The sequence below is a fragment of the Salmonella sp. 32120201201600049SM genome (genome assembly GCF_017572835.1).
Taxonomy (GTDB): Bacteria; Pseudomonadota; Gammaproteobacteria; order Enterobacterales; family Enterobacteriaceae; genus Salmonella; species Salmonella enterica.
The window spans coordinates 270,120-284,236 of the sequence record NZ_JAGESA010000002.1; the positions used below are offsets into that span (position 1 = coordinate 270,120).

Annotated in this window: 14 protein-coding genes and 2 tRNA genes; 9 read left to right on the top strand and 7 right to left on the bottom strand. The window is 52.7% G+C overall.

The window, feature by feature from the left end; genetic code table 11:
• Positions 1-18 precede the first annotated feature (18 nt).
• The 3 genes from fucK to fucR are packed head-to-tail and all read left to right on the top strand — an operon-like array spanning position 19 to position 2,629.
• Positions 19-1,437, top strand: coding sequence for an L-fuculokinase (gene fucK, locus J4650_RS07265; RefSeq protein WP_000806785.1), 1,419 nt, complete (start codon positions 19-21; stop codon positions 1,435-1,437).
• A gap of 1 nt (position 1,438) precedes the next feature.
• Positions 1,439-1,861, top strand: a complete 423-nt coding sequence (gene fucU / locus J4650_RS07270; RefSeq protein ID WP_000920848.1) for an L-fucose mutarotase — start codon at positions 1,439-1,441, stop codon at positions 1,859-1,861.
• Between the two features lie 57 nt (positions 1,862-1,918).
• On the top strand, positions 1,919-2,629 hold the full coding sequence (gene fucR / locus J4650_RS07275) for an L-fucose operon activator (RefSeq protein ID WP_000642330.1): 711 nt from the start codon (positions 1,919-1,921) through the stop codon (positions 2,627-2,629).
• Positions 2,630-2,687: 58 nt separating this feature from the next.
• On the opposite strand, the gene rlmM is transcribed toward fucR, so the two are convergent.
• The 4 genes from rlmM to J4650_RS07295 form a co-directional block, all read right to left on the bottom strand.
• On the bottom strand, positions 2,688-3,788 hold the full coding sequence (rlmM, locus tag J4650_RS07280; protein WP_001045494.1) for a 23S rRNA (cytidine(2498)-2'-O)-methyltransferase RlmM: 1,101 nt from the start codon (positions 3,786-3,788) through the stop codon (positions 2,688-2,690).
• Positions 3,781-4,176 (bottom strand): DUF423 domain-containing protein, encoded by a 396-nt coding sequence (locus tag J4650_RS07285; protein WP_000203913.1) that lies wholly within the window; start codon positions 4,174-4,176, stop codon positions 3,781-3,783. The genes rlmM and J4650_RS07285 overlap by 8 nt, the downstream gene beginning before the upstream one ends.
• A gap of 18 nt (positions 4,177-4,194) precedes the next feature.
• Positions 4,195-5,112 carry a glycine cleavage system transcriptional regulator GcvA gene (gene gcvA, locus J4650_RS07290; RefSeq protein WP_000044409.1) on the bottom strand — a complete coding sequence of 306 codons (918 nt, stop codon included), beginning with the start codon at positions 5,110-5,112 and terminating at the stop codon, positions 4,195-4,197.
• A 346-nt stretch (positions 5,113-5,458) separates the two neighbouring features.
• Complete coding sequence (locus J4650_RS07295) at positions 5,459-5,686, bottom strand: YgdI/YgdR family lipoprotein (protein ID WP_000750393.1); 228 nt, start codon at positions 5,684-5,686, stop codon at positions 5,459-5,461.
• 192 nt (positions 5,687-5,878) lie between these two features.
• Between J4650_RS07295 and csdA the strand changes: the two genes are divergently transcribed.
• From csdA to rarD, 3 genes are all read left to right on the top strand, one after another.
• Positions 5,879-7,084 (top strand): cysteine desulfurase CsdA, encoded by a 1,206-nt coding sequence (gene csdA / locus J4650_RS07300; RefSeq protein WP_000991053.1) that lies wholly within the window; start codon positions 5,879-5,881, stop codon positions 7,082-7,084.
• Positions 7,084-7,527 (top strand): cysteine desulfurase sulfur acceptor subunit CsdE, encoded by a 444-nt coding sequence (gene csdE, locus J4650_RS07305; protein WP_000184199.1) that lies wholly within the window; start codon positions 7,084-7,086, stop codon positions 7,525-7,527. Before csdA ends, csdE begins: the two co-directional genes overlap by 1 nt.
• Before the next feature lie 299 nt (positions 7,528-7,826).
• Positions 7,827-8,714 (top strand): EamA family transporter RarD, encoded by an 888-nt coding sequence (gene rarD, locus J4650_RS07310; protein ID WP_077248417.1) that lies wholly within the window; start codon positions 7,827-7,829, stop codon positions 8,712-8,714.
• Between the two features lie 51 nt (positions 8,715-8,765).
• Here the strand turns inward: rarD and tcdA are convergent, their stop codons facing one another.
• On the bottom strand, positions 8,766-9,572 hold the full coding sequence (gene tcdA / locus J4650_RS07315) for a tRNA cyclic N6-threonylcarbamoyladenosine(37) synthase TcdA (RefSeq protein WP_000117750.1): 807 nt from the start codon (positions 9,570-9,572) through the stop codon (positions 8,766-8,768).
• Positions 9,573-9,681: 109 nt separating this feature from the next.
• Positions 9,682-10,779, bottom strand: a complete 1,098-nt coding sequence (gene mltA / locus J4650_RS07320; RefSeq protein WP_000678626.1) for a murein transglycosylase A — start codon at positions 10,777-10,779, stop codon at positions 9,682-9,684.
• A 207-nt stretch (positions 10,780-10,986) separates the two neighbouring features.
• Here mltA and J4650_RS07325 point away from each other — a divergent pair.
• Together J4650_RS07325 and J4650_RS07330 are read left to right on the top strand one after the other, a co-directional pair.
• A tRNA-Met gene (locus J4650_RS07325) sits at positions 10,987-11,063 on the top strand.
• Positions 11,064-11,092: 29 nt separating this feature from the next.
• Positions 11,093-11,169, top strand: a tRNA-Met gene (locus J4650_RS07330).
• 109 nt (positions 11,170-11,278) lie between these two features.
• Here the strand turns inward: J4650_RS07330 and amiC are convergent.
• The gene (gene amiC, locus J4650_RS07335) at positions 11,279-12,532 is read right to left on the bottom strand and encodes an N-acetylmuramoyl-L-alanine amidase AmiC (RefSeq protein ID WP_000011919.1); all 1,254 of its coding nucleotides are present in this window, start codon (positions 12,530-12,532) and stop codon (positions 11,279-11,281) included.
• Positions 12,533-12,764: 232 nt separating this feature from the next.
• Between amiC and argA the strand changes: the two genes are divergently transcribed.
• Positions 12,765-14,096, top strand: a complete 1,332-nt coding sequence (gene argA / locus J4650_RS07340; RefSeq protein ID WP_000588964.1) for an amino-acid N-acetyltransferase — start codon at positions 12,765-12,767, stop codon at positions 14,094-14,096.
• The last annotated feature ends 21 nt before the right edge of the window (positions 14,097-14,117 follow it).

Consider the following 14,117-nt stretch of genomic DNA (forward strand, 5'->3'; position numbering starts at 1 on the left):
GCGTTTATGGAGTTATCTATGAAACAAGACGTTATCCTGGTTCTCGACTGCGGTGCGACTAACGTTCGGGCGATCGCCGTTGATCGCCAGGGGAAAATTGTCGCCCGCGCCTCAACCGCTAACGCCAGCGACATTGCCGCAGAAAATAGCGCCTGGCATCAGTGGTCGCTGGACGCCATCCTGCAACGTTTCGCCGACTGCTGCAGGTCACTCTCCAGCGCCCTGTCGGAGTGTGTTGTTCGCGGTATTACGGTGACTACTTTCGGCGTCGATGGCGCGCTGGTCGATGCGCAGGGTAAGCTGCTCTACCCGGTCATCAGTTGGAAATGCCCGCGAACCGCCGCCGTGATGGAAACGATTGAGCGCTTTATCTCGCCCCGGCAATTGCAGACGCTCTCCGGCGTTGGCGCGTTCAGCTTTAACACGCTGTATAAACTGGTCTGGCTTAAAGAGAATCATCCGCGCCTGCTGGAACAAGCTCACTGCTGGCTGTTTATCTCGTCGCTGATTAACCACCGTCTGACCGGCGAGTTTACAACCGATATCACTATGGCAGGCACCAGCCAGCTCCTGGATATCCATCAGCGCGACTTTAGTCCGGAAATCTTGCAGGCGACGGGCCTGGCGCGCCGCCTGTTCCCGCGTATCGTGGAAGCAGGCGCCCAGATAGGCACGCTACAGACAGACGCGGCCAGGCTACTCGGTCTCCCGGCGGGTGTGCCGGTGATCTCTGCCGGACACGATACTCAGTTCGCGTTATTCGGCGCTGGCGCGCAGCAAGGTGAACCGGTGCTCTCCTCCGGAACCTGGGAGATTCTGATGGTGCGCAGCGGTCAGGTGGATACCTCGCTGCTCAGTCAGTATCCAGGCTCGACCTGTGAACTGGACAGTCAGTCGGGGCTTTATAACCCCGGAATGCAGTGGCTGGCCTCCGGCGTACTCGAATGGGTACGAAAACTGCTGTGGACGCCGGAAACACCATGGCAAACGCTGATCGACGAAGCGCGCGCTATTCCCGCTGGCGCGGAAGGCGTACGGATGCAGTGCGATCTGCTCGCCTGCCAAAATGCAGGCTGGCAGGGCGTGACGCTCAATACCACCCGCGGCCATTTCTATCGCGCCGCGCTGGAAGGCCTGACGGCGCAACTGCAGCGTAATCTGCGCACGCTGGAGAAAATCGGTCATTTTAACGCCACAGAACTGTTACTGGTTGGCGGCGGCAGTCGCAACGCTTTGTGGAATCAAATTAAAGCGAATCAGCTTGATATCCCTATCAAAGTGCTGGACGACGCGGAAACCACCGTGGCCGGCGCTGCCATGTTTGGCTGGTACGGCGTAGGCGAATTTAGTAGCCCGGAACAGGCGCGCGCGCAGGTCAATTATCAGTATCGCTATTTCTGGCCGCAAACCGAACCTGAAATTATTGAGGGAGTATGAAATGCTAAAAACCATTTCACCGTTAATTTCCCCGACACTGCTCAAAGTGCTGGCCGAGATGGGCCACGGGGACGAAATCATTTTTTCCGACGCTCACTTTCCCGCGCATAGCCTGGGCCCACAGGTGATTCGCGCCGATGGTCTTAGCGTCAGCGATCTACTGCGGGCAATTATTCCGCTCTTTGAGCTGGATAGCTACGCCCCGCCGCTGGTAATGATGGCCGCCGTGGAAGGCGACACGCTCGACCCCAGCGTTGAAGCGCGCTATCGCGATGCCTTGTCATTAGAAGCGCCGTGCCCGGATATCGTTCGTATCGACCGTTATGCGTTTTATGAGCGGGCGCAAAAAGCGTTTGCGATCGTTATCACAGGTGAGTGCGCGAAGTACGGAAATATTCTTTTAAAAAAAGGGGTAACGCCGTAATCTCTTGCCGGTGCGCCCGCATGACGCGGGCGTTCATCGAATGATGGGGTGAGAAAAATGAAAGCGGCACGCCAACAAGCGATAGTCGATCTGCTGATCAATCATAAAAGTCTGACCACCGAAGCGCTGGCCACCCGGCTTAACGTCAGTAAAGAGACCATCCGCCGCGATCTCAGTGAACTACAGACGCAGGGAAAAGTGCTGCGTAATCACGGACGAGCTAAATATATTCATCGTGAAAATCAGGACAGCGGCGATCCATTCCATATCCGCCTGAAAAGCCATTATGCGCACAAAGCCGATATTGCCCGTGAAGCGTTAGCGTGGATAGAAGAAGGAATGACGATTGCGCTGGATGCCAGTTCAACCTGCTGGTATCTGGCCCGCCAGTTGCCGGATATTCCCATTCAGGTTTTTACCAATAGCCATCCTATCTGTCAGGAGCTGGGAAAACGCGAACGCATTGCGCTGATAAGTTCCGGCGGCCAGCTTGAACGTAAATATGGCTGTTATGTTAATCCGTCGCTTATCTCACAGCTAAAATCGCTTGATATCGATCTGTTCATCTTTTCCTGTGAGGGGATCGACGGCGGCGGCGATCTGTGGGACTCCAATGCGATCAACGCCGATTTTAAATCTATCCTGCTCAGGCGCGCCTCGCAGTCTTTATTATTGATTGATAAAAGTAAATTTAATCGTTCAGGAGAGGCGCGCATCGGCCATCTGGATGACGTGACGCATATTGTTTCAGATGCGCCGCAATCGTAGACCGGATAAGCGTGCGTCATCCGGCGCTGATGACGCGCCGGACGACGGCAACGCGTTTTTATCGCTCGTCGCGACGTCCGCCAACAGCCGCCCACAACCGACGCACGTGTACCGTCACTTCTTCGCGATCGTGATAAAGCTGACGCGCCTGGATCTGCGCATTAACGCCGTGCTCATCCAACTGCGCCTGAAGATACGCCAGGTTATGCGACACCTCTTCATAGCGTTTTTTCATCGGCAGTTTAAGGTTAAAAATCGTCTCCCGACACCAGCCGTTCACCAGCCACTGCGCCATTAACGCGGTGACTTTGGCCGGCTTCTCCACCATATCGCAGACCATCCATGAAATATTATTCCGGTTCGGACGGTACCTGAAGCCATCCTCACGCAACCAGGTCACCTGTCCGGTGTCCATCAGGCTTTGCGCCATCGGGCCGTTATCTACGGAGTAGACCCACATATTGCGCTTCACTAACTGGTACGTCCATCCGCCGGGACAGGCGCCCAAATCCACCGCATACATGCCGTTCGCCAGACGTTCATCCCACTCATCTTCCGGGATGAAAACGTGGAGCGCCTCTTCCAGTTTCAGCGTTGAGCGGCTCGGCGCATCAGACGGAAACTTCAAACGCGGGATGCCCATATAAAACGGTGAATTGTTATGCGCGAACGAATAACCGGTATAGCAACATCCTGGCGCGATAAAAAAGACATGAACGACCGGACGCTTCGGCGTTTCATAATTCGTCAATACGCCCGCATCACGCAAAGCCGCGCGCAGCGGTACCGTAAATTTGCGGCAGAACTTCATCAGTTCTTTACTTTCATTGGTGTCGGCGACTTCAACCCGCAGCTCGCCGCCCTTTTCCACTACGCCCTGCAACATGCCGACAATCGGCGTAATTCTGTCTTCCGGCGGTAAATGTTGCAGCAGTTCACCCACCACAAACCACTGGCGGGCGAAAATCAACGAACTGAACGGCAGTTCTGAAATCAGCTTTTCGCCATCTTCCGGCTGATAGCATTCATAAATGACATAGCCTGCGTTCTCTTTTACGCGTGCAAAACCAAATATTTCCCGTTTTCCCGCTTTATCGGTAATTTCTGCAGCGCACTCTTTTTCAAACCCCGGACGGCAGAGCAATACAACTTTATTCATGGCTCGCGCCCTTACGTTTCATACGAATAGCGCCAATCAGCAATAGCGCCCAGCCCACCAGGAAACTGACGCCGCCGACAGGCGTGATATACGCCCACAGGCGCAGATGCGAAAGCGCAAGGCAGTACAGGCTGCCGCTAAACAGCACCGTGCCCAGCGCCAGAAAAACGCTGCTCCAGTAAAACCAGATGCTGATACGGCGCTGCATCGCCACCGCCAGGCCAAAGATCGCCAGCGTATGGAACGCCTGATATTGCAGGCCGGTCTGAATCCAGCCCATTTCAACCACGCCCAGGGTTTTACTCAAAACATGCGCCCCGAACGCGCCCAGAGCAACGTAAATAAAACCGCTGATAGCGGCGACAATCAGCATAAAACGGCTGGTCATGGTCATACCCTAAGTTAATTATTGTTCGTAACGAAAACGGAATTTTTCTTGCTCCGTCGCCGCCTTCGCCAAAATCCACTGACGGAAGGCGGCTATTTTACCCAGTTCTGCCTGGCTGTCATGACAAACCAGATAAAAAGCATTCTTACTCACCAGAACATCGTTAAATGGACACACCAGTCGCCCGGCTTCAATTTCCGACTGCGCCATAACATTATTCGCCAGCGCGATCCCCTGTCCGTGAATAGCGGCCTGTAGCACCATCGCGCTGTGGCTAAATATCGGCCCTTGCTGAACGTTAATATGGTTGAGCCCTAACTGACGAGTATAGGCCTGCCAGTCACGCCGGGAGGCATCGTGCAATAACGTGTGTTTCGCCAGATCTTCCGGCGTTTTTAACGGTTTTTCGCCTGTGAGCAATAAAGGAGAACAGACGGGCAGTAAATATTCTGCGTATAATTTTTCGACGCGCAAGCCCGGCCAGTTTCCCCGGCCATAAAAAATCGCGACATCGACATCGTCTGCCAGTTTATCCTCCTGACGGTCAACGGCTTGTATCCGAACGTCAATTCCCGGATAAGCTGAGTTAAAGCTGGAGAGTCTGGGCACCAGCCACTGGATGGCAAAACTGGGCGGTAAACTCACCGTCAGCGCCCCTTTGGCACTGCGCGCCTGGAGCTTACGCGTTGCTTCCGTGAGCTGGGAAAATATCTCTTTAATGTCGAGAAAATAGCTTTGGCCTTCTTCCGTCAGCAGCAGCGAACGATTGCGGCGGCGGAACAGTTTTAGCCCCAAAAAATCCTCAAGTGACTTAATTTGGTGGCTTACTGCGGCCTGCGTCACAAAAAGTTCTTCCGCTGCTCGTGTAAAGCTCAAATGGCGCGCGGCAGCATCAAAAACGCGTAACGCATTTAAAGGAGGTAATCGTTTTGACATGGCCTCTGGACTTAATGTCGAATGAATTTAACAAATAGGTAACAACATGTAACCTATTAGTTTTTTTAATCTGAGACATTATAAATTGTCCGTTGAGGTTCTACCAGCAAATACCTATAGTGGCGGCACTTCCTGAGCCGGAACGAAAAGTTTTATCGGAATGCGTGTTCTGATGGGCTTTTGGCTTACGGTTGTGATGTTGTGTTGTTGTGTTTGCAATTGGTCTGCGATTCAGACCACGGTAGCGAGACTACCCTTTTTCACTTCCTGTACATTTACCCTGTCTGTCCATAGTGATTAATGTAGCACCGCCATATTGCGGTGCTTTTTTTTGTATAACAAACGGTTAGTTTTCCAGAGCCACCATCTCTTTCACGTCAGTACGATTGATCTGCTGTTTGTTGCCATTAGCGTCTTTATACGAAATCATACCGGTATCGTTATCGGTCTGGGGTTTACCGTCGGTCACAATGCTACGTCCATCATTGGTGTGCATAACGTAATTAGGACCGGAACAGGCGCTCAGGGCAAAAGTCAGCATACATGCAGAGATAATTGCGGCAGTCTTTTTCATCTTCTTCTCCTTAAAGCTGTTTGTGCTATTTAAAGCGGACTCCGTAACAGGCTTAAACATTCGCCTAACATTATTCAGCATAACCTCCTTTACATAATTCGCCAGGATATACAGACGATTCCGATGGTTAGGACAAACCTTGTATCAGCCGCGCTTTTACGCCACGATCGGTAAACTGAACCGAGGAATATCATGAACGCTTTTAATCCCACGCAGTTTCGCGCGCAGTTTCCCGCGCTAGCCGATGCGGGTGTTTATCTCGATAGCGCCGCTACGGCATTAAAGCCACAGGCAGTCATTGACGCCACGCACCAGTTTTATTGTTTGAGCGCCGGTAACGTTCATCGTAGCCAGTTTGCGCAGGCGCAGCGCCTGACGGCGCAATATGAAGCGGCCAGAGCAAAAGCAGCGCGACTGTTAAACGCGCCCGATGAAAAAAGTATCGTCTGGACACGCGGCACCACCGAAGCGATCAACATGGTGGCGCAGTGTTACGCCCGTCCTCGTCTGCGTCCCGGCGATGAAATTATCGTTAGCGTCGCCGAGCATCACGCCAACCTTGTGCCCTGGCTGATGGTGGCGCAACAAACCGGCGCGCAGGTCATAAAACTGCCGCTTAATGACCGGCGTCTTCCTGATGTTGAGCGTCTGCCGGAACTGATCACGTCGCGCAGCCGCATTCTGGCGCTGGGGCAAATGTCGAACGTAACGGGCGGCTGCCCGGATCTCGCAAGCGCTATCAGCGCCGCTCACGCAGCGGGAATGGTCGTGATGGTAGATGGCGCGCAAGGCGCGGTACACTTCCCGGCGGATGTTCAGCAGCTTGATATCGATTTTTATGCTTTTTCCGCTCACAAACTGTATGGCCCGACCGGTATCGGCGTGCTGTACGGTAAGCCGGAGCTTCTTGAGGCGATGTCGCCCTGGCTCGGCGGCGGCAAGATGATCCGTGACGTTAGCTTTGAAGGCTTCACCACTCAAAGCGCTCCCTGGAAGCTGGAAGCGGGGACGCCGAACGTCGCCGGGGTCATCGGCCTGAGCGCTGCGCTGGAATGGCTGTCCGATATCGATATTGAACAGGCCGAAAACTGGAGCCGGGGGCTGGCGACGCTGGCGGAAGACGCACTGGCGAAACGCCCGGGCTTTCGTTCGTTCCGCTGCCAGGACTCCAGCCTGCTGGCCTTTGATTTTGTCGGCGTGCACCACGGCGATATGGTGACGCTGCTGGCGGAATACGGTATTGCGCTCCGGGCCGGGCAACATTGCGCCCAGCCATTGCTGGCGGAACTTGGCGTCACAGGGACTCTGCGCGCCTCTTTTGCGCCGTATAATACCCAACATGATGTGGATGCGTTGGTTAACGCCGTTGACCGCGCGCTGGAACTGCTGGTGGATTAATGACAAACCCTCTTTATACCGGACACCCGTTCGGCACAACGGTAACGGAAGAGACGTTACGCGCTATCTTTCTCCCGCTGACCCAGTGGGAGGATAAATATCGTCAGTTGATTCTGTTAGGAAAACAGCTCCCCGCTCTGCCGGATGAATGCAAAGCGCAGGCGAAGGAGATAGCCGGCTGCGAGAATCGTGTCTGGCTGGGCTTTACCCGATCAGATAACGGAACAATGCACTTTTTCGGCGACAGTGAGGGGCGGATTGTCCGCGGCCTGCTGGCGGTATTGCTCACCGCAGTGGAAGGAAAAAACGCCGCCGAATTACAGGCTCGTTCACCGCTGGCGCTGTTTGATGAGCTGGGTTTACGCGCCCAGCTTAGCGCCTCACGCAGTCAGGGGCTGAACGCGCTGAGCGAAGCGATTGTTGCCGCAACGCATAAGCGTTGAAATAGCGTAAATATCCTGTCGCCTGACAGTGCCGTCCGCGGCGGTCAGGCGATGCAGATAAAATAATCCAGTCACTTTATTAGTTTCGGCGTCAGATTTCCCTGATAAACATTCTTTTGATTTTTATCAGCTATCACAATGAAATTACAATGTTAGAATCCATGTTAAAACGGCGTGAAGATTTTAGAGTAAATAAAGCCACTCGATGTAGCGTAGCAGGTGAACTGGAAAATTCATACGTATCGGGTGAAGTTATAACAGGATATGGATAAGTGGAAAAATATCTGCGTAGCGGTACCATGTTTGTGGTACTGGCATTTATATTATGGGGGTTAACACCTTTATATTATCAATATTTATCAGGGGGAAATCTCGCACAAATATTGATATACCGGGTGTTCTGGTCAATTCCATTATTACTGGCAGTAAGATTGTTATTTCGGCAGCGAACGCGATTTCATGATGCCTGGAAAGATAAAAAATCTTTTTTCTTCTGCATGATCGCCGGACTTTTGATGATTGTCTCATGGTCATCTTTTATTTATGCGCTAACCCATCATCTGGTACTTGATGCCAGCCTCGGCTATTTTATCAACCCGCTATTTGTTATTGCGCTGGGATGCATTTTTCTTAAAGAAAAACTGTCGTTGTTTCAGGCCATCGCCGTTTTTTCTGGTGTCTGTGGCCTGACTTTTCAAATTATCATGCTACGGCATTTCCCGGCGCTGGCGCTAACCATGGGATTATCATTTGCGCTATATGGCCTGGCGCGAAAGTTTATACATTATGATGTGATGACATCGATAACGATTGAAACATTATGGGCATTGCCTGTCTCACTATTAATTTTTCTCTTTAGCGATAGCGGACCAATTATATCCGCTAATACTCCTTTCTTTTTGTATGTCATGACGGCGCCAGTGACGATCATTCCACTGGTATTATTTGCCATCGCGTTAAATCACACCTCGTTGATTGTCACCGGACTGGCGCAATATATAGAGCCGTCTTTACAGTTCTTACTTGCCATTATGATATTTGGCGAGCACATTAATTACGCGGAACTGCTCTGCTTTTGTGCAGTATGGTTCGGGTTGTTTCTATGCATATCTGAAAATTTATATTCCCATTATCTCCGCGCCCGTCTGAAACCGGTGTTCGGCAGGGTACAGCGCTTCTTTCGCTAACGAAGGGCGCAGGGCCGGATACGCGTCTGCGTGACACTCCGCCCCGTCCTTTTATTCTTGTCGCGCCGCTTTAGCCATGATCTTCTTCAGCGCATGGGAAACGGCGACAAAACCGAACGTTGCCGTCACCATCGTCGCCGCGCCGAAGCCAGAGGCGCAATCCATCCGTTTTGGCCCTTCTGCGGTAGCTTTCATCGCGCATACGGAACCGTCCGCCTGTGGGTAAACCAGCGCTTCAGTGGAAAAAACGCAGTCCACGCCCAGCTTACCTTTACTGTTCTTCACTACGCCAAAATTATGTTTCAATCTCTCACGCAGTTTTGCCGCCAGCGGATCCTGGATGGTTTTCGCCAAATCAGCGACCTGGATTTGCGTCGGATCGATCTGCCCGCCCGCGCCGCCAGTGGTCACTAAAGGAACCTTATATCGGCGACAGTACGCAATCAGCGCGGCTTTTGGACGAACGCTGTCAATGGCGTCAATGACATAGGTAAAACCCGCGCTCATATAACCCGCCACATTATCCGGCGTGATGAAATCATCGATAACCGTTACCCGGCACTCCGGGTTAATTTGCCGAATCCGTTCGGCCATCACTTCCGCTTTCGCCAACCCGACGTTATCACGCAACGCATGGATCTGACGGTTCGTATTGGTCACGCAGACATCGTCCATATCAATCAGCGTAATCGCACCGATGCCCGTACGCGCCAGCGCCTCTGCCGCCCATGATCCCACCCCGCCGATTCCCACGACGCAGATATGCGCCTCAGCAAACCGCTGCAGCGCTTTTTCACCGTACAGACGCGCGGTGCCGCCAAAGCGTTGGCGCCAGGCATCACTTATCACCACTGACATATGACCTCAGAATAAAAAAAGGTGAGGTTATTCCTCACCCCTGCTCACTATTTTCAGGCCCGATAGCGATCGCGTTATCGGGCAATCCGGTTGTCGCAGAATACCACAATCAGCCGCTAAACACGTTACCGGCGCCCGGCGCGCTTTTTAACACCCAGACGCGACCATAGTGATTATACCATCCGGCACGATGCCCGGCATCCGGGCCAATCCCCTGGTAAATATCAAAGTGCTGGCCTTTAATCGCTCCGCCGACATCCAGCGCGACCATCAAACGTAGCTCATACTGACCGCTAAATTTACCGTTGTTATCCAGCAACGGTACTTCCGCCAACAAGGTCGTGCCAGGCGGAATGATGCTGCGGTCGGAGGCGACGGATGCTCGCCCAATCAGCGGTACGGCGCTGGCGCCTTTGACCGGCGCAAAAGATTGCGGCTTAAAGAAGACGAACGACGGGTTCTGCTCCAGTAATTCACGCACTTCCGCTTCGCTGTGCTTCTCTCCCCATTCGCGTATAGCCTGCATTGACATATCTTCTTTTTTCACTTCACCGCGATCGATAAGCACTTTACCAATACTGCGATAAGGCCAGCCGTTTTTACCGGCATAACTAAAGAAGTTCAGCGGACTACCATCACCGAAATCAATATAGCCGCTGCCCTGGACATCCATAATAAAGTTATCCATCAGCGAATTACTCCAGGCCAGGATGTACTTATCGCTCAGCGCGCCTGCGTAGATCTGGGCGCGGGACGGTAAGCGTCCGCGTTTTGGCGGCATACTATAGATAGGGTACTGGAACGCGCCCTGGCGCGTATGGCGAGCCTGAACGACGGGCGTATAGTAGCCCGTGAACTGGACGTTACCGTAGTTGTCGGTACCTTCCATCTGCCAGGCATCGATACCAAACTGACGCATAGTGCGCGTATCGCCTCCGGAACGTAACCAGTTCTGGACAGCGTTATAGACGTTGCTTTGATTGGTGTATAAACGCGGCGACGCGGAACGGATCTGGTTGACCTGCTCGGCAAAGTCACCAGCATTAATCGGCGCGCCCACCGCGTCCGGCTGGTTTACCAGGGAGAAGGGCTGGGTAAATTTCCCGTCCTTATATTGCTGACCGCGATCGGTCGGTTTTGATGAACAGGCAGCCAGCATTGCCAGCATTACGCCTGTCGCCACATATTTTGCCCAACGTCCTTTCATGGTGTCTCGTCTTCTGCGTAATCGAAAGTGCCCGGTGAAGATAACAAACCGTCCGGAGTAATGAAATGCGATCGCGATCTCATTATGTAAATTCGTTTAAAAATCGCGCTATCTGCGGTGTATTTGCGCAATTCATGAGAAATTAGCGATTTATATGAAAAAAGGGTTGCAACAAAAGCTCAGCGGAGTATAGTGCGCATCCACGGACGCGGGGTGGAGCAGCCTGGTAGCTCGTCGGGCTCATAACCCGAAGGTCGTCGGTTCAAATCCGGCCCCCGCAACCAATTACAATGAGAATGCAAGTTTAGACGGACGCGGGGTGGAGCAGCCTGGTAGCTCGTCGGGCTCATAACCCGAAGGTCGTCGGTTCAAATCCGGCCCCCGCAACCAACTTAATGAACACCCTTACGGGTGTTTTTTTGTATCTGTCGTCTGGTCCGCAACGACAGTGCGGGCAGCATCCTACTTACCCGCGCAATAAACTCGCCGTCATCTCAGGTTAACTTCTTCTCGCCAGCGTCGCCCCATCGGCAAAATACGCTTTAATGCCCGCCAGAATCGACTCTGCGACCTGTTGCTGGAACGTCGCGGTCTTGAGCTTGCGTTCTTCTTCAATGTTACTGATAAACGCCGTCTCGACCAGAATAGACGGAATATCGGGCGCCTTTAACACCGCAAACCCCGCCTGCTCAACCTTGTTTTTATGCAGGTCATTAATTTTACCAAGCTGCTTCAACACCGCTTTACCGAATTTCAAACTATCGGCAATGGTCAGCGATTGCACCATATCGAACATCGTATGGTCGACATAACGGTCACCGCTTTTGCTCACGCCGCCAATTAAGTCCGAGGCGTTCTGCGTTTGCGCCAGATATTTCGCCGCGGTACTGGTGGCGCCTTTGGTCGATAGCGCGAATACGGATGAACCGCTAGGCTGCCGGCTGGTGAAGGCATCCGCATGAATAGAGACAAACAGGTCGGCGCGCTGTTTCTGCGCTTTCGCCACCCGGACTTTTAACGGAATGAAGATGTCTTCATTGCGCGTCATATAGACCTTCATGTTGCCTTCTTTTTCGATCAACGCGCGCAGGCGGCGGGCTATCTGGAGCACCACGTCTTTTTCACGCGTTTTGTATTTGCCTATCGCGCCGGGGTCTTCGCCGCCGTGTCCCGGATCAAGCATAATAACAATGGGGCGGTCGCGCCCCGCTTTACCGGGCTGCGGCCCGCTTTGCGAAGGCGGCACCTGTTTATCCAGATCGCCTTTATTGTAGTCTTCCAGGAGCGCCAGCAGCGGATCCTGCATATCCTGCGCATTGGCAGGATAAAGATCCATCACCAGACGTTCTTTAAAGCCTGCCACAGGCGCCAGCGCAAATAGCTGCGGCTTCACGTTTTGTTTTAGCTCAAAGACCATACGCACAGTCTTAGGATCAAACTGCCCTACCCTTGCGGATTTGATATACGGATCGTCGCTGCGAATCTGCGCGCCAATGCCTTTAAGCACCGAGTTCAGATTCACATCCTCAATATCTACCACCACGCGGTCCGGGTTACTTAAGGCAAATTGTTTATATTTCAGCAGACGATTCGACTCTACCGTGACGCGGGTATAGCTGGACGCAGGCCAGATACGCACCGCAACGACCTGGCTTACGGCAGCCAGCCCGACCTGGCTCACGCTTAATAGCCACATGGCGCCCGCGCCTTGTAGTAAACGGCGACGGCTGATTGCTGAATTGGCTCCCGACATGCTTCTCCCGAGCAAAAACTAAATAGAGATCATACAAAGTTCATCCAAATTGACCGGAAACTTTAGCGAATGACGCATAATCTGTCATCTATAAAAGGGTAAACATTCTTTTTATATTCACGGCATTACTAAGAAAAGCGATCGGACCGCATAAAATTTACGCTTGCACAGAGGGCAAAAACAGAATAAAAATACACTAATTTCGAATAATAATTCACTAGTGGGGCGCGCAATGATAAAGGAACGTAAAACCGAACTGGTAGAAGGGTTTCGCCATTCAGTTCCCTATATCAACACCCATCGCGGAAAAACCTTTGTCATTATGCTCGGCGGCGAAGCCATTGAGCATGACAATTTTTCCAGCATCGTTAGCGATATCGGGCTACTGCATAGCCTCGGTATTCGCCTTGTCGTGGTGTATGGCGCGCGACCGCAAATCGACGCCAATCTGGCCGCGCATCATCATGAACCGATTTACCACAAAAACACGCGGGTGACGGACGCCAAAGCACTGGAGCTGGTGAAACAGGCCGCCGGTTTACTCCAGCTTGATATTACCGCCCGTCTGTCGATGAGTCTGAACAATACGCCGTTGCAGGGCGCGCACATTAATGTCGTCAGCGGCAATTTCACCATTGCGCAGCCGCTGGGCGTTGATGATGGCGTGGACTATTGTCATAGCGGCCGTATCCGGCGCATTGATGAAGATGCGATCAACCGCCAGTTGGATAACGGCGCGATCGTTCTGATGGGGCCGGTCGCCGTCTCAGTGACCGGCGAAAGTTTTAATCTGACCTCAGAAGAGATTGCCACTCAACTCGCCGTTAAACTGAAAGCGGAAAAAATGATCGGTTTCTGTTCTTCTCAGGGCGTTACCAATAGCGAGGGCGGCATCATTTCTGAACTCTTCCCGAATGAAGCACAGGCGCGGGTGGAAGAGTTGGAAGCGCAGGGCGATTACAACTCCGGAACCGTACGTTTTTTGCGCGGCGCGGTAAAAGCCTGTCGTAGCGGCGTTCGTCGTTGCCATCTGATCAGCTATCAGGAAGATGGCTCGCTATTACAGGAATTGTTCTCGCGTGACGGTATCGGTACGCAGATCGTCATGGAGAGCGCCGAGCAGATCCGCCGCGCTACCATCAACGATATTGGCGGTATTCTGGAGCTTATCCGCCCACTGGAACAGCAGGGCATTCTGGTACGCCGTTCCCGTGAACAACTGGAGATGGAGATCGATAAATTTACCATTATTCAGCGCGATAATATGACTATCGCCTGCGCGGCGCTGTATCCTTTTGTGGAAGAGAAAATAGGCGAAATGGCCTGCGTAGCGGTACATCCGGATTACCGCAGCTCATCGCGTGGAGAAGTGCTTCTGGAGCGGGTTGCCGCCCAGGCACGGCAAATGGGGCTGCGTAAATTGTTTGTGTTGACGACGCGCAGTATTCACTGGTTCCAGGAGCGCGGTTTTACGCCTGTCGATATTGAGTTACTGCCTGAGAGCAAGAAAAAAATGTATAACTATCAGCGACGTTCAAAGGTGCTGATGGCGGATTTAGGGTAACGAGGGAGGCCTGATGGCGCT